This is a genomic window from Pseudomonas sp. GL-B-12 (genome assembly GCF_019955895.1).
Taxonomy (GTDB): Bacteria; Pseudomonadota; Gammaproteobacteria; order Pseudomonadales; family Pseudomonadaceae; genus Aquipseudomonas.
Genome location: NZ_JAHBCX010000029.1, coordinates 47,462 through 69,154, shown reverse-complemented (window position 1 = coordinate 69,154; position 21,693 = coordinate 47,462). Strand labels below are relative to the sequence as shown.

The 21,693-nt window shown below is 60.9% G+C and carries 21 protein-coding genes; 7 read left to right on the top strand and 14 right to left on the bottom strand.

Annotated features, from left to right (window positions below; genetic code table 11):
- The first annotated feature begins 101 nt into the window (after positions 1-101).
- Both KGA85_RS16915 and sugE read left to right on the top strand, forming a co-directional pair.
- Positions 102-1,067: a bile acid:sodium symporter family protein gene (locus KGA85_RS16915; RefSeq protein ID WP_007977600.1), complete on the top strand. Its 966-nt coding sequence runs from the start codon at positions 102-104 to the stop codon at positions 1,065-1,067.
- Positions 1,068-1,212: 145 nt separating this feature from the next.
- The gene (sugE, locus tag KGA85_RS16910; protein ID WP_007977599.1) at positions 1,213-1,527 is read left to right on the top strand and encodes a quaternary ammonium compound efflux SMR transporter SugE; all 315 of its coding nucleotides are present in this window, start codon (positions 1,213-1,215) and stop codon (positions 1,525-1,527) included.
- A 126-nt stretch (positions 1,528-1,653) separates the two neighbouring features.
- Here the strand turns inward: sugE and KGA85_RS16905 are convergent, their stop codons facing one another.
- The 4 genes from KGA85_RS16905 to KGA85_RS16890 all read right to left on the bottom strand — a co-directional run bounded on the left by KGA85_RS16905 (position 1,654) and on the right by KGA85_RS16890 (position 6,432).
- Entirely contained in the window at positions 1,654-3,528 is a 1,875-nt protein-coding gene (locus KGA85_RS16905; RefSeq protein WP_223455922.1) for an MFS transporter, read from the bottom strand.
- Between the two features lie 96 nt (positions 3,529-3,624).
- Positions 3,625-4,776, bottom strand: coding sequence for a TDT family transporter (locus KGA85_RS16900; RefSeq protein WP_223543250.1), 1,152 nt, complete (start codon positions 4,774-4,776; stop codon positions 3,625-3,627).
- Positions 4,777-4,881: 105 nt separating this feature from the next.
- A complete protein-coding gene (locus KGA85_RS16895) occupies positions 4,882-5,193 on the bottom strand; it encodes a cupin (RefSeq protein WP_223455924.1) in 312 nt (103 codons plus the stop codon).
- A gap of 48 nt (positions 5,194-5,241) precedes the next feature.
- The gene (locus tag KGA85_RS16890; protein WP_223455925.1) at positions 5,242-6,432 is read right to left on the bottom strand and encodes an MFS transporter; all 1,191 of its coding nucleotides are present in this window, start codon (positions 6,430-6,432) and stop codon (positions 5,242-5,244) included.
- Positions 6,433-6,580: 148 nt separating this feature from the next.
- Between KGA85_RS16890 and KGA85_RS16885 the strand changes: the two genes are divergently transcribed.
- Positions 6,581-7,117: a TetR/AcrR family transcriptional regulator gene (locus KGA85_RS16885; protein WP_223455926.1), complete on the top strand. Its 537-nt coding sequence runs from the start codon at positions 6,581-6,583 to the stop codon at positions 7,115-7,117.
- Between the two features lie 215 nt (positions 7,118-7,332).
- Positions 7,333-10,803: a PAS domain-containing hybrid sensor histidine kinase/response regulator gene (locus KGA85_RS16880; RefSeq protein WP_223455927.1), complete on the top strand. Its 3,471-nt coding sequence runs from the start codon at positions 7,333-7,335 to the stop codon at positions 10,801-10,803.
- 48 nt (positions 10,804-10,851) lie between these two features.
- On the opposite strand, the gene rmuC is transcribed toward KGA85_RS16880, so the two are convergent.
- Entirely contained in the window at positions 10,852-12,216 is a 1,365-nt protein-coding gene (rmuC, locus tag KGA85_RS16875; RefSeq protein ID WP_223455966.1) for a DNA recombination protein RmuC, read from the bottom strand.
- Between the two features lie 175 nt (positions 12,217-12,391).
- Positions 12,392-12,715, bottom strand: coding sequence for a hypothetical protein (locus tag KGA85_RS16870; RefSeq protein ID WP_080925238.1), 324 nt, complete (start codon positions 12,713-12,715; stop codon positions 12,392-12,394).
- A gap of 1,007 nt (positions 12,716-13,722) precedes the next feature.
- Here KGA85_RS16870 and KGA85_RS16865 point away from each other — a divergent pair.
- The 3 genes from KGA85_RS16865 (at position 13,723) to KGA85_RS16855 (ending at position 16,125) form a co-directional block, all read left to right on the top strand.
- A complete protein-coding gene (locus KGA85_RS16865) occupies positions 13,723-13,947 on the top strand; it encodes a hypothetical protein (protein WP_007898912.1) in 225 nt (74 codons plus the stop codon).
- A gap of 277 nt (positions 13,948-14,224) precedes the next feature.
- A complete protein-coding gene (locus KGA85_RS16860) occupies positions 14,225-14,707 on the top strand; it encodes a hypothetical protein (protein ID WP_223455928.1) in 483 nt (160 codons plus the stop codon).
- Between the two features lie 146 nt (positions 14,708-14,853).
- On the top strand, positions 14,854-16,125 hold the full coding sequence (locus tag KGA85_RS16855; RefSeq protein WP_223455929.1) for an OmpP1/FadL family transporter: 1,272 nt from the start codon (positions 14,854-14,856) through the stop codon (positions 16,123-16,125).
- 88 nt (positions 16,126-16,213) lie between these two features.
- Here the strand turns inward: KGA85_RS16855 and KGA85_RS16850 are convergent, their stop codons facing one another.
- The 8 genes from KGA85_RS16850 to cobU all read right to left on the bottom strand — a co-directional run bounded on the left by KGA85_RS16850 (position 16,214) and on the right by cobU (position 21,673).
- The gene (locus KGA85_RS16850) at positions 16,214-16,765 is read right to left on the bottom strand and encodes a glutathione peroxidase (protein WP_223533800.1); all 552 of its coding nucleotides are present in this window, start codon (positions 16,763-16,765) and stop codon (positions 16,214-16,216) included.
- A 55-nt stretch (positions 16,766-16,820) separates the two neighbouring features.
- On the bottom strand, positions 16,821-16,943 hold the full coding sequence (locus tag KGA85_RS31165; protein WP_263287484.1) for a hypothetical protein: 123 nt from the start codon (positions 16,941-16,943) through the stop codon (positions 16,821-16,823).
- Entirely contained in the window at positions 16,940-18,148 is a 1,209-nt protein-coding gene (locus KGA85_RS16845; RefSeq protein WP_151213332.1) for an MFS transporter, read from the bottom strand. The genes KGA85_RS31165 and KGA85_RS16845 overlap by 4 nt, the downstream gene beginning before the upstream one ends.
- Positions 18,149-18,200: 52 nt before the next feature.
- Positions 18,201-18,605 (bottom strand): MarR family winged helix-turn-helix transcriptional regulator, encoded by a 405-nt coding sequence (locus KGA85_RS16840; protein WP_223455967.1) that lies wholly within the window; start codon positions 18,603-18,605, stop codon positions 18,201-18,203.
- A gap of 188 nt (positions 18,606-18,793) precedes the next feature.
- Positions 18,794-19,525, bottom strand: coding sequence for an adenosylcobinamide-GDP ribazoletransferase (locus tag KGA85_RS16835; protein ID WP_223536517.1), 732 nt, complete (start codon positions 19,523-19,525; stop codon positions 18,794-18,796).
- A 2-nt stretch (positions 19,526-19,527) separates the two neighbouring features.
- Positions 19,528-20,103, bottom strand: coding sequence for an alpha-ribazole phosphatase family protein (cobC, locus tag KGA85_RS16830; RefSeq protein WP_223455932.1), 576 nt, complete (start codon positions 20,101-20,103; stop codon positions 19,528-19,530).
- Positions 20,100-21,155, bottom strand: a complete 1,056-nt coding sequence (cobT, locus tag KGA85_RS16825) for a nicotinate-nucleotide--dimethylbenzimidazole phosphoribosyltransferase (protein WP_223455933.1) — start codon at positions 21,153-21,155, stop codon at positions 20,100-20,102. Before cobT ends, cobC begins: the two co-directional genes overlap by 4 nt.
- A complete protein-coding gene (gene cobU, locus KGA85_RS16820) occupies positions 21,152-21,673 on the bottom strand; it encodes a bifunctional adenosylcobinamide kinase/adenosylcobinamide-phosphate guanylyltransferase (RefSeq protein WP_223455934.1) in 522 nt (173 codons plus the stop codon). The genes cobT and cobU overlap by 4 nt, the downstream gene beginning before the upstream one ends.
- Positions 21,674-21,693 lie beyond the last annotated feature (20 nt).

The following is a 21,693-nucleotide window of genomic DNA, read 5'->3' as shown; positions in this document are numbered from 1 at the left end:
GAGTGTCAGTCGACATAGGTACTGACTGATACTCCGCTTTCGCGAGCAAGCCCGCTCCCACATTTGGTTTTGTGGTGCTACTAAATAAAAAGGATCAGGCCATGCGCGCACTGGCTGCATTGAGTCGTTTTGTCGGCAACACCTTCGCTTACTGGGTACTGATTTTCGCTGTCGTGGCGTTTCTGCAGCCGGCATGGTTCCTCGGCCTCAAAGGCGCCATCGTGCCCTTGCTGGGGCTGGTGATGTTCGGCATGGGCCTGACCCTCAAACTCGAAGACTTCGCCGAAGTCGCTCGCCATCCATGGCGCGTGGCCCTGGGCGTGGTTGCCCATTTCGTGATCATGCCCGGCGTGGCGTGGTTGCTCTGCCAGGCGTTCCACTTGCCGCCGGAAATCGCCGTCGGCGTGATTCTGGTCGGCTGCTGCCCAAGCGGCACCTCGTCGAACGTGATGACCTGGCTGGCCCGTGGCGACCTGGCGCTGTCGGTGGCCATCGCCGCCGTCACCACCCTCCTCGCCCCGCTGCTGACCCCAGCCCTGATCTGGCTGCTGGCCTCGGCCTGGTTGCCGGTATCGTTCATGGAGTTGTTCTGGTCGATCCTGCAAGTGGTGCTGTTGCCAATCGTGCTGGGCGTGGTTGCCCAACGGGTGCTCGGCGACAAGGTTCGCCACGCCGTGGACGTATTGCCGCTGGTGTCGGTGGTCAGCATCGTGATCATCGTCACGGCAGTCGTCGCCGCCAGCCAGGCCAAGATCGCAGAGTCCGGCCTGTTGATCATGGCCGTGGTCATGCTGCACAACAGCTTCGGCTACTTGCTGGGTTACTTCACCGGGCGCCTGTTCAAGCTGCCTCTGGCCCAGCGCAAGTCCCTGGCCCTGGAAGTCGGCATGCAGAACTCCGGGTTGGGTGCCGCGCTGGCGAGTGCACACTTCTCGCCGCTGGCGGCGGTGCCAAGTGCATTGTTCAGTGTCTGGCACAATATTTCCGGGGCATTGCTCTCCACGTATTTCCGCCGCATGAGCGAGAAACAGGATCGGGAAATGGCGGCGCAACAGGTCAGTGACTGACTCGCGATCTTGATCCGCGATCTTGATCTGAAAACTTGATCCCCGGGTTAATGCTGGGCACTATATTGCGCATCGCGAGGACGACCTCGCGGCTCGATCGAGTCATTAATCAGGGGACGACCCCCGTCAAACGATGGAGGTCTTCATGTCCTGGATCATTCTGTTTTTCGCCGGCCTGTTCGAAGTGGGCTGGGCCGTCGGCCTCAAGTACACCGACGGCTTCACCCGCCCGCTCCCCACTGTGTTGACCGTTGCGGCCATGGCTATCAGCCTTGGCTTGCTCGGCCTTGCAATGAAGGAGTTACCGCTGGGTACGGCCTATGCGATCTGGACCGGTGTCGGCGCCGTTGGCACGGTGATCGCCGGGATCATTCTGTTTGGCGAATCCATGGCGCTGGTGCGGTTGGCGAGTGTGGCGTTGATCATTTCCGGGCTCGTTGGCCTGAAGGTTAGCGCTTAACTTTCAGACCGCCATCGCGAGCAGGCTCGCTCCCACAGGAATCGCAGGTGTTGCGACAATCTGCGACACACCGTGGATCCCTTGTGGGAGCGAGCCTGCTCGCGAAGCGGCCCGCGCAAACAACCGCTATCTGACAGCCCCGCGCAACTCACCCACCATCGCCTGCAACTTCGCCGGCTCCGCCACTTCAACCGCCACTGCCGGCCCTGCTACTAATGTCACCCGTGACCACAGGCGATGAAACAATCCCTTGCCCGGATCGCGGCTGAAGAAACTCCCCCACAACCCCTGCAAAGCCAGCGGAATCACCGGCACCGGCGTCTCTTCGAGAATCCGCGTCAACCCGCCCTTGAACTCGTTGATCTCGCCATCGGCGGTCAATTTACCCTCGGGGAAGATGCACACCAGCTCACCGTCCTTCAGATACCGGGCAATGCGCGTGAAGGCCTTTTCGTAGATCTGGATGTCTTCCTGGCGCCCGGCAATCGGAATCGTCCCCGCGGTACGAAAGATGAAGTTCAGCACCGGCAGGTTGTAGATCTTGTAGTACATGACAAAGCGAATCGGCCGACGCACCGCGCCACCAATCAGCAAGGCGTCGACGAAGGACACGTGGTTGCACACCAGCAGCGCCGCGCCTTCATCGGGGATCAGATCCAGATTGCGGTGCTCGACGCGGTACATGGAATGGCTGAGCAGCCAGATCATGAAACGCATGGTGAACTCGGGGACGATCTTGAAGATGTAGGCGTTGACGCCGATGTTCAGCAACGACACCACCAGGAACAGCTGCGGGATCGACAGCTTCGCCACACTCAGCAAGACGATCGAAACAATCGCCGACACCACCATGAACAACGCATTGAGGATGTTGTTGGCGGCAATCACCCGCGCCCGTTCGTTCTCCGCGGTACGTGACTGGATCAGCGCGTACAGCGGCACGATGTAGAAACCGCCGAAGACGCCCAGGCCGAGGATGTCGAGCAACACCAGCCAGGCTTGGCCAAAACCGAGGATCTCGATCCAGCCATGGCCGGCGGCGCTGTCTGGAATTGCGCCGGAATGCCACCACAGCAGCAGACCGAAAACGGTCAGGCCGAACGATCCGAACGGCACCAGGCCAATCTCGACTTTGCGCCCGGAGAGTTTCTCGCACAGCATCGAACCCAATGCGATGCCGACCGAGAACACCGTCAGAATCAGCGTCACCACGGTTTCGTCGCCGTGCATCCATTCCTTGGCATAGGCCGGGATCTGCGTCAGGTAAATCGCCCCGACGAACCAGAACCACGAGTTGCCGACAATCGAGCGCGACACCGCCGGTGTTTGCCCCAGGCCCAGTTTCAACGTGGCCCAGGACTGGCTGAAAATGTTCCAGTTCAGGCGCATTTGCGGCGTGGCGGCCGCCGCCCGGGGAATGCTGCGGCTGGCCAGGTAGCCGAGCACGGCAGTGCCGATGATCGCCATGGACACCACCGGCGCGTAATGCGCCGAAGACATCATGACCCCGGCGCCAATGGTGCCGGCGAGGATCGCCAGGAAGGTGCCCATTTCCACCAGGCCGTTGCCGCCTACCAGCTCATCTTCATGCAGGGCTTGTGGCAGGATCGAGTACTTCACCGGCCCGAACAGCGCCGAGTGGGTGCCCATGGCGAACAGCGCCACCAGCATCAACGACAAGTGATCGAACATGAAGCCGACCGCGCCGACCGCCATGATGGCGATTTCTCCAAGCTTGATCAGGCGGATCAACGCATCCTTGGCGAACTTTTCCCCGAATTGCCCGGCCAGGGCCGAGAACAGGAAAAACGGCAGGATAAACAGCAGCGCACACAGGTTGACCCAGATCGAGCGGTCACCTTCGATGGTCAGCTTGTACAAAATGGCGAGGATCAACGACTGTTTGAACACGTTGTCGTTGAACGCCCCGAGGGACTGGGTGATGAAGAACGGCAGGAAGCGCCGGGTGCGCAGCAAGGTGAACTGTGAGGGGTGACTCATCTTCCATGTGTCCCTGATTTTAGGTAGCGAGTGGCCTGGATTCTTATTGGATTATCAAAAGTCGATCCAGGCCACACCTTACCTAATCTTTGCCGGTTATTTCTTCAATCCGGCAATGCACGGCGAGACAAACAGCTCACCGCGCCAGGCGCCCAGCACCGTGCGCTTGCCGACGATCAGCCACATCACCGCCAGCAATGCCACCAGCACGCAGCCAAACACACTGAAGAACATCAGGTTCAAGGTACTGGCCAGCTTCAACGTCGCCAGGGAATAGACGCCCAACGGAAAAGTGAAGCCCCACCAGCCGAGATTGAAAGGAATGCCGGCACGCAGGTAGCGCACAGTGATAAGCAACGCCATCAGCATCCACCACAGGCCGAAGCCCCACAGGGTGATGCCGGCCATCAGCCCCAGCCCTGCAGCAATCTCACCGACTCCCGGCATACCGTTGGCCGCGAAAATCAGCGGTGCATCGCCGCCCAGTACCAGCATGCCCAACGCGCCGGTGCCGATCGGGCCAAGGGCCAGCCAGCTTGAGGCGGCCATGTTTTCGTGGGGCAGTTTATGCAGGGCCATGCGCAGCAACAGAATGGTCAGGATGCTGAAGGCCACCGGCAGGGAAAAGGCCCAGAGCACATAGCTGGTCACCAGCACCACCAGTTGCGAATGAGCATCGACCAAATGCGGCGCCAACAGCCCCCCGCTGGCGGCCGCCACTTCTGCCGCAACCACCGGCAACAACCAGACCGCTGTCATCTGGTCGATGCTGTGCTCCTGACGGGTGAACATCATGTAGGGAATCAGCACGCCGCAGGCCAGCGACATCGCCACATCCAGCCACCACAGCACCTCGGCGAGGTGAATCACACCGTCGCCCCAGCGCGGCAGGCCAAACACCAGGAAGCCATTGATGATGGTCGCCAGGCCCATGGGGATGGTGCCGAAAAACATCGAAACCGTGGAGTGGCCGAAAATCCGCCGCGCTTCGTCGAAAAACAGCACCCAACGCGCCGTGTATACCACCGTAAACAGCAGAAACAGTGCGATATTGAACAGCCAGAGGGCTTCGGCAAAAGCGTGCAAGGCGGGTATGGCGACCGGCAATTGCACCAGTGCCAACGCCAGCACGCCAGTGCCCATGGTGGCCGCGAACCAGTTGGGGGTGAACTGGCGGATCACCTCGCGGGGATGCTGCAAATGGCTGAAAGGTTTGATTCCGGGCTTGATGCTATTGGCGCATGTCATGGCGAACTCCTGTCCTCTCGTGAGGTAGGGCCCATGTTAGATCCGAATCGAATATCTATATAACGGGTAATATCTCTATATCTTATCGATATAGTCTATATAGAATCAGACACTTCCTTCCGATTCGACCACCAATATCCGAGCCGGCCCTACAGGATGCGCCACATGCTCAGTGCCAACCGAGGCATAAAAAATATCACTGACCTCCAGCAAAGCTTCCCGCTCCACCCCCTCTTCGCGATAACGCATCCGCACCTGGCCATCGAGCACCACGAACACTTCCTCGCCATCGTTGACGTGCCACTTGTAGGGTTGATCGGTCCAGTGCAGCCGCGTGGTGATGCCGTTCATGCTGGCGATGTCCAGCGCGGCCCAGGCACGCTCGCCAGTGAACGATTTGCTGCGGATTATCTTCATGGTCCGATCCTTCGAGTGAGCTGAGTGGGTGCCAAGGCTAACTCAATTTTACCGGTTGACCTCGCAGACTCTGGTCGAACGTGATCGCAGTAAACCCGCCATTGCACTGAGGGCCAGCACCATCAGCACCGCACCATAGCCATCGGTGGTTGCCACCAGACCAAAGGTCCGCGCCAGGTTCCCGGCCAGCAGCGCCGGAAGGCAGAACGCCAGATAACTCAACGCGTAATACGCCGACATCAACCCGGCGCGCTCATGGGGCAAGGCCAGCGGCACCAGACTGCGCACCGCCCCGAGGAAACCGGCGCCGAAGCCACAACCGGCGACCAGCGTGCCGAGGAAAAACAGGGGCAAACTGGCGCTGTGCACACCCAGTAAAATCAAGACGACTCCCGCCGGCAACGAACTGGCGCCCAGTTGCAGCGCCTTGGTCGCAGCCTGATTGCGCAGTGTGTAAATCATCAGGGCACCGGTCACCGTCAATGCGGCGACGGTCGCCCCGCCAATCAGGTTCGAGATCGAACCGGTCGCCGTGCGCACCAATGAAGGTGCCAGCGACGCGTAAAATCCGCCCAGCGCCCAGGTCGCCGTGTTGAGCGGCAACACCCGCCATAACGTCGCACGCGCCTGGACCGGCACATGCAGGGTGGGTCGCAATGATGCCCAAGCCCCGGACTGGCGCGTGACGCTCTCCGGCAAACGCCAGACAAATACAGCCTGCATCGCGAACAGGACCAGTAGCAGCCAATAGGTCAGGTGCAACGGCGCCGGAGCAAACTCGGCCAGCAAACCGCAGCCCAACCCACCCAGAGCCATGCCGAGCAAGGGTGCGACGCTATTGACCAGCGGGCCTTGCTGGCGATCGGTGTCCAGCAGCGTTGCACTCAACACGGCAGTCGCCATGCCGGTGGCAAACCCTTGCAGGACCCGGGCACTGATCAGCCACCCGACGCTGTCGGCGTAGATAAACAGCAACATCGCCAGGATGTTCAGCATCACTGCCGTAAAAATCACCGGTTTGCGCCCCAGGTAATCCGACAGCGAGCCGACCGTCAGCAACGCCGCCAACAGGCTGAGGGCGTAGACGCCGAAAATCAGGGTCAAGGTCGCTGCCGAAAACTGCATCTGCTCCTGATACAGGTGATACAGCGGCGTCGGCGCAGTGGAGGCCGCCAGGAAACTGAGCAAGGTAACGGCCAGAAACCACAGGCTGGCACGATTTGAATGAGAACCGGGCATGGACACACTCCACAAAAGCTAATTTTTTGCTTTTGCGGAGTGTGCTACTGGATCCCTCTTAAAGCAAATTCTTTGTGTTAAGGTCCGATGCATGGCTTTCAGGACCGGATGCCAGCCGCAAGACCCGGTGCAATACAGGAAACACAAGATGACAGCTCCCACATTACGCCCTGGTGGCCGTAGCGCCCGGGTACAAGAGTCGATTCATTCGGCCGTGCGCCAACTCCTTGAGGAGCAGGACCGCGCCAGCGTGACGGTGCCGCAAATTGCGGCGCGCGCGGGTGTCACACCGTCCACCATCTATCGACGCTGGGGCGATGTGTCGGCGCTGCTGGCCGACGTCGCCCTCGCCCGCATGCAACCCGACAACGAGCCGGCCAATACCGGCAGCCTTCATGGTGACGTGCGGGCCTGGGCGGAACAGTACCTGGACGAGATGAGCTCCGAACCCGGCCGCAACATGCTATGCGACGTGCAGGCGGCGTTGAAGCCGAGTTATTGCGCGACGATCATTGGCGGGCAACTGCAGACGATTCTGGATCGCTATCCGAATCAGCCCAAGCCCAGTGTCGATCGGCTGATCAATCTTATCGCCGCGCCGACGGTGTTTCGCATCCTGTTTGCCGAGGCGCCGCTGGAGGTTGAGGAATTGCACCGATTGATTGAAGTTGCATTGAATCAGTGAGGCCCCCATCGCGAGCAGGCTCGCTCTCACATTTGCCCTGTGTTCGCCGCCCCCTGTGGGAGCGAGCCTGCTCGCGATGAGGCCGGTCCAGACACTGCAAATTCCCCTGCGACACCCCACCACGCCACGACCTTGGTCGACACTGACTAACGTTGGCGGTCGTGCGAGACTGTCTGTCCGGGCGGGAGCCCGGGTGTCTTTTGTCTGGAGTCCCCATGTCGCTGTCCACCGGGCTGATTGCCGTCGTCGCCCTGGCCTATATGGCCATCATGTTCGCCATCGCCTTCTATGGCGACCGTCGCAGCGCGCCCTTGCCGCCGCGTGTGCGAGCCTGGGTGTACAGCCTGTCGCTGGCGGTCTACTGCACCAGCTGGACCTTTTTCGGCGCGGTGGGCCAGGCCGCCGAACAGCTCTGGTCGTTCCTGCCGATCTACCTCGGGCCGATTCTGTTGCTGGTCGGCGCACCGTGGGTCCTGCAAAAAATGGTGATGATCAGCAAACAGGAAAACATCACCTCGATCGCCGACTTCATCGCCGCACGCTATGGCAAATCCCAGTCGCTGGCGGTGGTGGTGGCGCTGATTTGCCTGGTCGGTGTGTTGCCTTACATAGCGCTGCAACTCAAAGGCATCGTGCTCGGTGTGAACCTGCTGATCGGTGCCGGCGCTGACGCCATGGGCACCCGTGCCCAGGACACCGCGCTGATCGTGTCCTTGGTGCTGGCGCTGTTCACCATCGTCTTCGGTACCCGCAACCTCGACGCCACGGAGCACCACCGCGGCATGGTGCTTGCGATTGCCTTCGAATCGCTGGTCAAGCTGTTTGCGTTTCTCGCCGTCGGCGCCTTCGTGACCTACGGCCTGTACGACGGTTTCGACGACCTGTTCGACCAGGCCATGCTGGCGCCGCGACTCGAACAGTACTGGAAGGAAACCATCAACTGGCCGTCGATGGTGGTGCAGACCGGTGTGGCGATGATGGCGATCATTTGCCTGCCACGGCAGTTCCACGTGACCGTTGTCGAGAACATCGACCCCCAGGATCTGCGCCTGGCCAAGTGGGTATTCCCGGCCTACCTTGCCCTCGCCGCATTGTTTGTCGTGCCGATCGCCCTGGCCGGCCAGATGATGCTGCCCAGCTCGGTGTTGCCGGACTCGTTCGTCATCAGCCTGCCCCTGGCCCAGGCGCATCCGGCGTTGGCCCTGCTGGCGTTTATCGGTGGCGCATCGGCGGCCACCGGGATGGTGATCGTAGCCAGCGTGGCGCTGTCGACCATGGTTTCCAACGATATGCTGTTGCCCTGGCTGCTGCGTCGCAACAATGCCGAACGCCCGTTCGAAGTGTTCCGCCAGTGGATGCTGTCGGTGCGACGCGTCAGCATCGTGGTCATTCTGCTGCTGGCCTACGTCAGTTATCGCCTGCTGGGCTCGACCGCCAGCCTGGCGACCATTGGCCAGATCGCCTTCGCCGCCGTAACCCAGCTGGCCCCCGCCATGCTCGGTGCGCTGTACTGGAAGCAGGCCAACCGCCGCGGTGTTTTCGCTGGCCTCGCCGCAGGCACCTTCCTGTGGTTCTACACCTTGATCCTGCCGATTGCCGCCCTCAGCCTCGGCCTGTCCTTGAGCACCTTTCCGGGGCTGGCCTGGTTGCACAGCAATCCTCTGAACCTGCCGATCACCCCGCTGACCCAGGGCGTGGTGCTGTCGCTGGCAGGCAACTTCACGCTGTTCGCCTGGGTCTCGGTGCTGTCGCGCACCCGGGTTTCCGAGCACTGGCAGGCGGGCCGCTTCATCGGTCAGGAAATCAGTGCCCGCCCCAGCGCACGCTCGATGCTTTCAGTGCAGATCGACGACCTGCTGCAACTGGCGGCGCGCTTCGTCGGCGAAGAACGCGCCCGTCAAAGCTTCATCCGCTTTGCCTATCGCCAGGGCAAAGGCTTCAACCCGAACCAGAACGCCGACAGTGAATGGATCGCCCATACCGAACGCCTGCTGGCCGGTGTGCTGGGTGCCTCTTCGACCCGCGCGGTGGTAAAAGCCGCCATTGAAGGGCGGGAGATGCAACTGGAAGACGTCGTGCGCATCGCCGACGAAGCCTCGGAAGTGCTGCAGTTCAACCGTGCCTTGCTGCAAGGCGCCATCGAGAACATCACCCAGGGCATCAGCGTGGTCGACCAGTCGCTGAAGCTGGTGGCCTGGAACCGTCGATACCTGGAGCTGTTCAACTACCCGGACGGCTTGATCAGCGTCGGCCGGCCCATCGCCGACATCATTCGCCACAATGCCGAGCGCGGCCTGTGTGGCCCCGGCGAAGCCGAAGTGCACGTCGCTCGCCGTCTGCACTGGATGCGTCAGGGCCGCGCGCACACCTCCGAGCGCTTGTTCCCCAACGGCCGGGTGATCGAGCTGATCGGCAACCCGATGCCGGGCGGCGGCTTCGTCATGAGTTTCACCGACATCACCGCGTTCCGCGAAGCCGAACAGGCGTTGACCGAAGCCAACGAAGGCCTGGAGCAACGGGTCACCGAACGGACCCACGAATTGTCGCAGCTCAACGTTGCCCTGACCGAAGCCAAGGGCAACGCCGAGGCGGCCAACCAGTCCAAGACCCGTTTCCTCGCGGCCGTCAGCCATGACTTGATGCAACCTTTGAATGCGGCGCGGCTGTTCTCCGCCGCCCTCTCCCATCAGGACGATGGTTTGTCCGGCGAAGCACAGAAACTGGTCGGGCACCTGGACAGCTCGCTGCGCTCGGCCGAGGACTTGATCAGCGACCTGCTGGACATTTCCCGCCTGGAGAACGGCAAGATCAACCCCAATCGCCAGCCATTCGCCCTTCACGAACTGTTCGATACCCTCGGTACCGAGTTCAAGGTGCTGGCGCAGGAACAAGGGCTGGAGTTCCGGGTTCGCGCAAGCTCGTTGCGGGTCGACAGCGACATCAAATTGCTGCGGCGGATTTTGCAGAACTTCCTGACCAACGCTTTCCGCTACGGCAAAGGGCCGGTGCTACTGGGGGTTCGCCGGCACAAGGAAGCATTGAGCCTGGAAGTCTGGGACCGTGGGCCGGGTATTCCGGAAGATAAACGACAAGTGATTTTCGAAGAGTTCAAGCGCCTCGACAGCCACCAGACACGGGCCGAAAAAGGCCTCGGCCTGGGGCTGGCGATTGCCGACGGGCTATGTCGCGTGCTCGGTCATACCTTGCGTGTACGCTCCTGGCCGGGGCGCGGTAGCGTCTTCAGCGTCAGCGTGCCGCTAGCCCGGGCGCAAACCGCAGCGCCGGTCAAGGTCGCGGAGCTCAATGGCAAATTGCTCAATGGCGCGCAGGTGCTGTGTATCGACAACGAGGACAGCATCCTGATCGGCATGAACAGCCTGCTCAGCCGCTGGGGTTGCCAGGTCTGGACCGCGCGCAATCGGGAGGAATGCGCCGCATTGCTTGGCGAAGGCATGCGCCCGCAATTGGCACTGGTGGATTACCACCTCGATCATGGTGAGACCGGAACCGATTTGATGGCCTGGTTGCGCACGCAAATGGGCGAGCCGGTTCCAGGGGTGGTGATCAGCGCCGATGGCCGGCCGGAGACAGTCGACCTGGTGCATGCCGCGGGACTGGATTACCTGGCCAAACCGGTGAAACCGGCGGCGTTGCGCGCGTTGTTGAGCCGGTATTTGCCGTTGTAACGCGGTTCAACACAGCCCCCTCGCCACAAGGTCCACGCTCGCCCGGGGCTACTCCGGCAACTCGACCAGCCCATCCACATCGGTCATCGCCCGCTCCAGCAAGTCCGCCGGCAGGCTCTTGCTCGCCCGCGCGCCCAGCAGCTTGAGTTGCTCACTGCGACTGACCAGGTTGCCACGTCCCTCTGTCAGCTTGTTGCGTGCCGAACTGTAGGCCTTGTCCAGTTGCTGCAGGCGATTGCCGACCTCATCCAGATCCTGAATGAACAGCACGAACTTGTCGTACAGCCACCCGGCCCGCTCGGCGATTTCCCGGGCATTCTGGCTCTGGCGCTCCTGCTTCCACAGGCTGTCGATGACACGCAGGGTCGCCAACAAGGTGGTGGGGCTGACGATCACGATATTGCGGTCGAATGCTTCCTGAAACAGCGTCGGCTCAGCCTGCAACGCGGCAGAAAACGCCGCCTCGATCGGCACGAAGAGCAACACGAAATCCAGGCTGTGCAAGCCATCGAGGCGCTTGTAATCCTTGCCGGCCAGGCCTTTGACGTGATTTCTCAACGACAGCACGTGCTGCTTGATCGCGATCTGGCCGATGGCCTCGTCCTCAGCCGCCACGTATTGCTGATAGGCCGTCAGGCTGACCTTGGAGTCGACCACCACCTGTTTGTCGCCCGGCAGATAAATGATCACGTCCGGCTGGAAGCGCTCGCCGTCCGGCCCCTTGAGATTGACCTGAGTCTGGTACTCGCGGCCCTTCTCCAGCCCCGCATGTTCAAGCACGCGCTCAAGAATCAGCTCGCCCCAGTTGCCCTGGGTCTTCTGCCCCTTCAAGGCGCGGGTCAGGTTGGTGGCTTCGTCGCTCAGGCGCAAATTCAACTGTTGCAGGCGCTCCAGCTCCTTGGCTAGGGAGAAACGCTCACGGGCCTCGTTCTGATAGCTTTCCTCGACACGCTTTTCGAAGGACTGGATGCGTTCCTTGAGTGGATCAAGCAACTGCCCCAGGCGCTGCTGGCTGGTTTCGGCAAAACGCTGCTCGCGCTCATCGAAAATCTTCCCCGCCAGCTCGGCGAACTGCGCGCGCAACTCGTCCCGCGAACCTTGCAGGTCGTTGAGGCGTTGCTGATGACTGTCCTGTTGCTCGCGCAATTCGGCGTTGAGCGACGCTGCCTGGGCATCCAGACGGCGCAATTCGGCTTCTTTGCCGGCGCGTTCGATATTCCACGCATGGGAGGCGTCCCGGGCGTCGTCGCGCTCGATCTGCAACAGTTCGACTTCACGACGCAGCGCAGCCAGATCAGCCTGCTTGGCGGCGTTGGCCTGGGTCAGGTCAGCCGCTTCATCGCGGCTGGATTCGAGCTGGGCATTCAATCCGTCCTGCGCCAGTTGCGCCATGGCCAGGCGTTCTTGCAGCAGCGCGACATCGGCTTGCGTGCTGCTGGCCCGACGCTGCAGTTGCCAGGCCAATACCAGCAACGGCAACGCAGCCGCTGCCAGACCCAGCAATACGCTGGTCAAGTCCATTGCCATAGCCACTCCTGCCATTCGGATAAAGCCTGAAGGTTAACCAAGGCGTCCGGTCTTGGACAGCTCAGTCTTCGATCAGCCCCAGTTCCTGTTGAGCGCGGTGATCGCCTGCCCGAGCGGCCTGACGCAACAGGTCCTGACCGATCCGGCGGTCCCGGGCATTCCCGCATTCGCGGCACATCAACTGGCCAAGGCGACTTTGCGCAGCCACTACGCCTTCACGGGCCGGTTGCTTGAGCAGACGTCCGGCGATGTGTTTGACGTTACGGTTTTCGCCCAGATGCGGACTGTCCAACAGCCACTCCGCCACGCGCATGGAAAAGCGCTTGGTAGGGGCAACAGAGGGTGGTGTGGAGGAAGAGGAAACGGAGGCTGAGCGAAACTTCATAAAGCACTGTGGGGCAGATCGGAAGGCGCGCAACTTTACTCTCTTTTTCTTACAGGTAAAGCTGAAAATATCCCGGCACGCCCGTCCTAGAGCAAGCGCTCGGGACAATCCACAGAAGCTGTGGATAACTCAGTGGACAACCGCCCTTCAACTCGCTCAAAGCCCTGTGGAATGGGGCTCGCAGTCAAACTGACGATTTTTTCACCAGTAAAAAAAAGCGATGTTTTTCATTGACTTAAATTTTGGTTGCAGGCAGCCATTGCGCTTGAACATGAGATGACAGCGGGGTGACAGACCGCGCAACTAATGTGCACAAGTCCCTTTGCGACGGTTATATCGACGCACTTTTTCGGCGCATTTTTTTGTCGTGCCTGGGGATAAGCCCTGGCAAACCCGCTGTTTAGGCGGCTGCGTTGCTACAAACTTCGATGACCGGTGGTCGGATTCTGTTCGAATACAGGGCGTATCAATCGGAGGCCGCGCAGCTTTATGCGCATCTCTAAATGGCAAAACAGCCCGATCAGGCACCTGCCGGGAAATTCTTTTCGCTAACACACTTCCCTTGGCCAGTTCAATCCGTTAGTATCCGCGGCGTTAGTACCAAGCTGAAAGTCAATTCTGGTCGAACAAATCCCCCCGGTCAGCCTTCCCGACGGAAGCCTCCACCGAACAAGCGGGATCGACCACCTCGATGGTTTCCAGGTAAATCCTGCGCCAACACAACCTTTGAATCGAAAGCAAAGGGTGTTGCTCCGCCTGCTTACTCTGCTCGAACCAACCTGCAAATTGATCAGGATCTTCACCCCGGGCCCAGAACCTTTGCCCTCGATGTGTTGCCTGCCCTCCTAAGTACCTACCTGCCAGCCCAAGCGCGCCAATTTGTCAGCGCTTCAAACTGGCTGCTTTGTTCCAGTCGGGTTCTTCGTTCGATCAATGGTGATCGACGTTACTGGAACGTTTTAACGTTGCACGGTTCTTATCCGTGTCATTTGTAGGAACACCCAATAATGTCTACTCAAATCCACACTCAGGATGCCATTCGCACCCTAACCAACGCTTTTGCACCAATGAACTGCCTGATCATGGCCGCTCGCAAAGGCTGCTTCAGCTTCACCCTGGTCAACGAACACGGTATCGCTCGTCACAGCGAACGCCTGTACCCCGATCAATACTCCAGCGCCGAGCCGCTGCAGGCCGTGATCGAGCGTACCCGTCAGGCACTGGTTGCCTGAAACGCCAGAAAGGCTGAAAAACCGAAAGCCCTGCCCAAAAAGCGGGGCTTTTTATTGCCCGATATTTCCCTTTCCTCGAATCACGACTAAGCACGATCCGATATAACGGTTATAACTGATCGCTGGAAATATTTTAAAAACAGGCCTTTACAGCGCGAATATGACACTACACTTCAACTCAAGCGGCTTGACCCGCTTGCGGCGAGCCTGAGTCGATTCACTGCTGCCAAGCCCCCCCCTTCAGGTATCGCCGTCCAACTCAGGCTTCGAGGGTTTTATGGGTATCGCTGCCAGCGAACTGTGCCGCTACGTGATTCGTCCGACCTTGATCTACCTCGGACGCCATAGCGCTACTGCCGAATCCCTGCTACTGGGCATTGCCGCCAGCCAGTCCGCCCTTGGTTCCGCCCTGCATGACCGCCGTGGGCACGGCCTGTACCGCATCGCCGAGCCCCGCCACCAGGCCCTTTGGGACCATTACCTGGCCCTTGATCCGGACCGTGCAAGCCTGGTCCGCGGCTTGGCCAGCCAGCATGCGTTTCTCAGTAGCCCGCACCTCGAATTGACCGTCAACCTGCGTTACGCCACAGCCATCGCCTGGCTGCTGGTGGAAGAACAGAATACCCCCCTCCCCGCCCCTGATGATTTGCTGGGTATGGCCAGAATCTGGCGCCAGACCTTTCAACCCCAAGGGCGTCTGCGTGATTTCACCTGCGCCTGGCAAACCTGTGTTTCACCGCTGAATCAGGTAGCCTGCTGACCCCTCTGGATCCAAAGATCGCGTAACACGTCGCGATTCTGGTCGGATTGTCCTACAAAACCGCTCTAAATCAAGCCATACAGCCTATGGCGCTGGGACGAAAATGTTGGTAATTTTCGCCCCGGTGATCACCAGGAGTTCTAATAATGAAAAAAGTAATGCTCAAAACCACCATCAGTCTCGCCGTTGCCATGGCATCCACCCAGATTTTCGCAAGTGGCTTTGCCGTTAACGAACAAAGCATCAGCGGGATGGGTACGGGTTTTGCCGGGCGATCTTCCTCTGCCGATGACGCAAGTACAATTTTTGGCAACCCTGCCGGCATGTCGCGCATCAAGCGCGAACAAGTCACCGGCGGTGTTGCGATGATCGACGCACACACTGATATCAGCCACGCAAGCTCCCGCCCGAACAGCGGCAGCAACGACGGCGACATGGTTCCGCTCATCGCCGTCCCTATGGGCTACTACGTCAAGCCAATCGACGACAAGTGGGCCTTCGGTGTGGGCGTATACGCACCATTCGGTCTGGTAACCGACTATGAAAACGGCTTTGCCGGTCGCTACTTCGGCAGCAAGAGCGAAGTTAAAATCATCACCCTGCAACCGACTGTCAGCTACGCCTTCAACGACAAGGTTTCCATCGGTTTCGGCCCGACCATCAACCGTATTGACGGCACCCTGGAATCGAACCTGTCGATCACCCAGGCCGCGCCGGACGGCAAGGTCAAGATCACAGGTGACGACACCGCGCTGGGCTACAACATCGGCGTGCTGGTTCAAGCCACCGACAGCACCCGCGTCGGCCTGACCTACCACTCGAAAGTGAAGTACACGCTCGACGGTAACACCAAGGTCAACTACAACGTGCTGGGCCTGATCGGCCAGAACCCAAACCAGAAGTACGACGCTTCGCTGGACCTGACCACACCTGAATCGGTGGACTTCTCAGTCACTCACCAGCTCGACGACAAGTGGACTCTTTACGCAGGCAGCACCTGGACCCGCTGGAGCCGCCTGCAAGACATCACCGTTGAAAACAAAGGCGTTCCAGCCGTTCTGAACGGCCAGTTCGGCACCATCACCGAAGAACAGAACTGGCACGACACCTGGGCTCACGCCATCGGCGCGTCCTACCAGCTGAACAAGCAATGGGTACTGCGTACCGGTCTGTCCGTTGACCAGGCACCGACCAACAACGTCAATCGTTCCCCACGTATCCCGACTGGCGATCGCAAGATTTTCAGCGTAGGCGCCGGCTGGAGCCCGACCGACGACCTGACCATCGACCTGGCGTATTCGTACCTGCGCGAAGAATCGGTCAAGGTCAACAACAGCAACAACCGTGGCCAGAGCTACAACGCCGAGTATGAAAACTACGCGAACGGTTTCGGTCTCGGTGCGACCTACCGCTTCTGATGATTCCCGGCGAGCCTGAACCGCTCGCCCGCTGAAAAAAAAAGCCCCGCTCTCTTGTACAGAGGCGGGGCTTTTTAGTGGGTGCGGATCAAGGTTGTGAAGCCAGGGCTTGCTCCACCGCTGCAATGAACTCGGGATCATCGGGCTTGGTCAGGCTGGAAAAGTTGGCGATCACCTTACCCTTGCGATCGACCACATATTTGTAGAAATTCCATTTTGGCGCACTACTCTGTTCGGCCAGCACCTTGAACAGATGGGTTGCGTCGGCGCCACGTACCGACTGCGGCTCGGTCATAGTGAAGGTCACGCCATAGTTGACGTAACAAACCTTGGCGGTTTCGGCACCGTCCTTGGACTCCTGCTTGAAGTCATTGGACGGAACACCCAGCACTTCCAGCCCCTGCCCTTTGTAACGCTGATTCAGCGCCTCAAGGCTTTTGAACTGCGGGGCGAAACCGCAGAAGCTCGCAGTATTGACCACCACCAGCGGCTTACCTTCATACCGCTGGCACAGGTCGATGGATTCCTTGGCGCGCAGCTTTTGCAGTGATCCTTGCAACAGCTCCGGGCACTCGGCCGCGTAGGCCAGCCCGGTAAACGTCACCAGCAACGCGGGGACTGCAATCCAGCGCATCAGCATGTCGGTGCATCCTTGATAATTCGTCAAAAGCGACGTTACTCGCCCTCGCCGCTCGCTAGCAAGCACCCATGCCCAACTGCATCAGCGCCAATCCGCCCTGATGCCAGCCCCACCACGACAACGCCAGCAATAAGGCGCAGACGGCGGCTAAAGCGATCCGCGACCAAAGACTGTTCATATCGCACTCATTTGTGATTGCAGACGCTCTACCGGCCGCTCACGCACCGGCCAGTTGAGGGCAGCGGCCAACAGGCTCAAGAGAATCGCGACCTGCCAGATCAAGTCATAGCTGCCGGTACGGTCGTACACCACGCCACCCAGCCAGCCGCCCAGGAACGAACCGAGCTGGTGAAACAGGAAAACAATCCCGCCGAGCATGGACAGGTTTCGCACACCAAACAAGGTCGCTACCGTGCCATTGGTCAACGGCACCGTCGACAGCCACAGGAAGCCCATGGCCATGCCGAACAGGTAAGCCGTGGTGGTCGTCACCGGCGCCCACAGGAACAACGCAATGACCACCGCCCGCAGCAAGTACAAACCGGTGAGCAGACGCGGCTTGGACATGCGCCCGCCGAGCCATCCAGCGGTATAGGTGCCGAAGATGTTGAACAGGCCGATCAGCGCCAGCACCGTGGTGCCGACCGTCGCCGGAAGATGTTGATCCACCAGATAGGCCGGCAAGTGCACGCCGATGAACACCACCTGGAATCCGCACACAAAAAAGCCGAACGCCAGCAGCCAGAATCCGGAGTGGGAGCAGGCTTCGCGCAGCGCTTCGCCAAGGGTCTGTTCGTGGCCCAGGACGGGCAGCGGTTTGTCCTTGAGCATGCTCACCAGCGGCACGATCAATGCCACCAGCAAGCCCAGCGCCAGCAGCGCCGCGGACCAGCCAAGCCATCCGATCAAACCGAGTGTGCCGGGCAGCATCGCGAACTGGCCGAACGAACCGGCAGCACTGGCGATCCCCATGCCCATACTGCGTTTTTCCGGCGGCACCGCGCGGCCGACCACCCCCAGAATCACCGAGAACGACGTGCCGGACAGTCCGATGCCGATCAGCAGGCCGGCGCTCAGGGACAAGGTCAGCGCCGAGTCGGAGAGCCCCATGCAGATCAGCCCGGCCGCGTACAGGACACCACCGATCAGCACCACTTTCGCCGCACCGAAGCGGTCGGCCAGGGCGCCGGTGAACGGCTGAGCGAGGCCCCAGATCAGGTTCTGCAGGGCGATGGCGAAGGCAAAGACTTCACGGCCCCAGCCGAACTCGGCGCTCATCGGCGCCAGAAACAACCCGAAGCCGTGGCGAACGCCCAGCGACAACGCAAGGATCAGCGCACTCCCCAACAGGACCCAGCCGCATGTACGCCACATCGATGTCATTGTTGTTCTCCGGTAGCGGGTATATACCCGCTTAAGATCGAAAAAACCGGCATCATGCCAGTTCATCCAGCAGCTTCAGTAAGATTTCGCGCTTCTCGGCCCCCAGGCGATCGATCAAGCGTTGCTGCGCGGCTTCCCAGGCCGGCAAGGCAGCCTTGAGGCGCTCTGCCCCGGCCTCGGTCAGCAGGACGATGCGGTTACGCATGTCCTCGCCCTCGACCAGCGTCACCAGGCCATCACCCTCCAGCACCCGCAAATTGCGCCCCAGGGTGCTGCGATCCAGGCCCATGGCCTCGGCCAGGGCCGAGATGCTCGGCTGATCCAGACGCTGCAGATTGCACAGCAAAGAATACTGCGCAACGTTGATCCCGAAGCCGTCGAGAGCGCCGTCGTAATGCCTGCTGACGCCACGGGCGGCGCGACGCAGGTTGATGCATAAACATTGGGAATCGAGCATGGTGCGTGTATATACCCGCGAGTCGGTTAAATCAAGTGGCATGGGGTTTGTTCAGTGATCAGGTGGTGCACCGAAGATCGCTTTCGCGAGCAGGTCGGATCGCCGCACCGTCGCTCCCACATTGGAATGCGATCAACCGTGGGAGTGAGCCTGCTCGCGATGAGGCCGGAACATTCAACACAACCCGATCAGGCCAGCGCCAAGCCTACCAGCACTGCAACTTCCAGCAACTCCAGCATAGCTCCCGCCGTGTCCCCCGTCGTACCGCCCAGGCGCCGCAACATCACCTGGCGCAGCCAGACAAACCCCAGCGCCGCCAACACCACCGCCAGCGCACCGCTGACGCCTGCGATCAACACACAAGCCAGCGCACTGACCGCCAACACCTGCTTGCCCGCCAAACGCGGGAGATGATCGGCCAATGCCTGGCCCAAACCACCTGCACGCACATAGGGCGTGGTCAGGAACAAACCGAGCAACGCGCTGCGACCGATCAACGGCACGATGATCAATGCCAGCGAATGCGGCTGCTCGATCAGCGCCAGCAGCGCGGTGAACTTAAGCAACAACACCAGCACCAGCGTCACCACGGCGATCGGCCCGCTGCGCGGGTCTTTCATGATGGTCAGCGTGCGCTCGCGGTCGCCAAAACCACCCAGCCAGGCATCGGCGCTGTCCGCCAGGCCATCCAGATGCAAGCCGCCGCTGAGCAGCACCCAAACGCTCAGCAACAGCGCCGCGTGCAACAACGTCGGCGTGCCCAGCAACAGCCAGTTGACTGCCCACAGAATCGCGCCAAACAGCAATCCCACCAGCGGATAAAACAGCAGCGACCGCCCCAGCTCCCGGGGCTCAGGCATACCGGGCAGGCGAATCGGCAGGCTGCTGAGAAATTGCAGGGCGATCCAGAATGGCAGCATGATCAGAGCACTTCCTTCAACAAGCCCGCAGGCCCCACCGTCAGCGAAAACAGCGCGCCATGCCCGACCTCAACGTTGAGCAGTTGCTCACGTGGCAGCCCGCGCGCTTGTGCCAGCAACAGACGCATCACACCGCCATGGCTGATCAGCAGAGTGCGCTCACCGGCACAGGTCGCGTGCAAACGCTCCAGCGCTGCCAGCACCCGTGCCGAAAACTCCGCAACCGGCTCACCCTGAGGCGGCGTGAATGAATAAGGATCGGCCCAGAACAAGCCCAGGGCCTGCGCGTCGGTTTCCATCAACGCTGCCGCGCTCTGCCCTTCCCAGGCGCCGAAATGCAGCTCTTGCAGGTCTTTATCCAGTTGCACCGGCACGCCCAATTGCGCACCGAGCTCCTCGGCAAAGCGTGCACAACGCTGCAACGGCGAACTGACCAGCCGATCCCACGGCCCTTGCCCGACCACGGCGGCGCGCATCTGCGCCCAGCCAAAATCGGTCAACGCGTCATCGATACTGCCGCGCAAGCCGCCGCCAAGTTCGGTTTCACCGTGACGCAACAGATCCAGGTGCAAGGTCATGCCGGACGATCTGCCACGGCGGCTTCGGCGAAGGTCGCCATCTGCCCGTGCAGGTCGCAAGCCAGACGCAGCAGCGGCACTGCCAACGCCGCGCCACTGCCTTCGCCCAGTCGCAGGCCGAGGTCGAGCAAGGGTTGCGCGTCCAGGGTTTCCAGCACATGACGATGCCCCGGCTCGGCGCCGCGATGACCGAACAACAGCCACTGACGACATTCTGGATTCAAGCGCACTGCGACCAGCGCGGCGACGCTGCAAATGAAGCCGTCCACCAGCACCGCGACACCCTCTTGGGCACACGCGAGGTAGGCACCGACCAGCGCGGCGATCTCGAAACCACCGAGGTTGAACAGGGTCTGCAAGGCATCGTCACGCTGTGCGTCATGCAATGCCAGGGCGCGCTCGATCACCTGGGCCTTGTGGCTGACACCTTCGGCATTGAGCCCGGTACCAGGCCCGGTCAAATGCACCACCGGGCAATCGAGCAACGCGCACGCCAGGGCGCTGGCGGCGGTGGTGTTACCGATGCCCATTTCGCCACCGATAAACAACTGCGCACCGCTGGCAATTGCCCGCTGCACGCTGTCACGGCCGGCCTGCAAGGCGAGTTGCCCCTGGGCTTCGGTCATGGCCGGTCCTTGTACAAAATTTGCCGTGCCCGGGCCGACGTTAAGGTGGCGCACGCCCGGCAGGTTCAGCGACGGCGTTACCGTGCCAAGGTCAACCACCTCAAGGGAAGCGCCCAGTTGCCGCGCCAATACGCTGATCGCGGCACCACCGCTGACGAAGTTGAGCAGCATCTGCCCGGTCACTTCCTGGGGAAACGCCGACACGCCCTCGGCGACGACGCCATGGTCGCCGGCAAAAATCGCAATCCACACCTGCTCCAGGCTCGGCTTGACCCGTCCCTGCAATCCCGCCAGTTGCACCGCCACCGCTTCCAGCTGGCCGAGGGAGCCGGCTGGCTTGGTCAGTTGCTGTTGCCGCACCTGCGCCTGTTCGAACACTTGGGTATCGACCGGCTTGCACGGGTTCAGCCACCAGGATTGAGTCATAACGCAGTTCCTTTCAAAGTCAGGGGCAGGCCGGCGACGGTCAGGACGACACGCTGACAACGCTCAGCCAGAGCTTGATGCAGCCAACCGGCTTCATCGACATAGCGGCGAGTCAATTCGCCCAGCGGCACGACACCCATTCCGGTCTCGTTGCTGACAAAAATGATTTCACCCGGCAGCGACGCCAGGCAGTCCAGCAAGGCATCACGCTCGGCTTGCAAGCGCTCGGCATCGTCGAGCATCAGCAGATTGGTCAGCCACAGGGTCAGGCAATCCACCAGCAGGCAGCGCTCGGCACGGGCGGACTCACGCAGCGCCCGGGCCAGTTCCACCGGCTCTTCGATCAATGCCCATTCGGCAGGACGACGGGCGCGGTGATGGGCCACCCGCTCGCTCATTTCGCCATCCAGTGGCTGGCTGGTGGCGATGTAGGTCACGGCCAGGGCGCTGTCGATGGCTAGCTTTTCAGCCAGGCGACTCTTGCCGGAGCGGGCGCCGCCGAGGATCAGTTGGAGCATGGTTACATCCTTTCAAATGG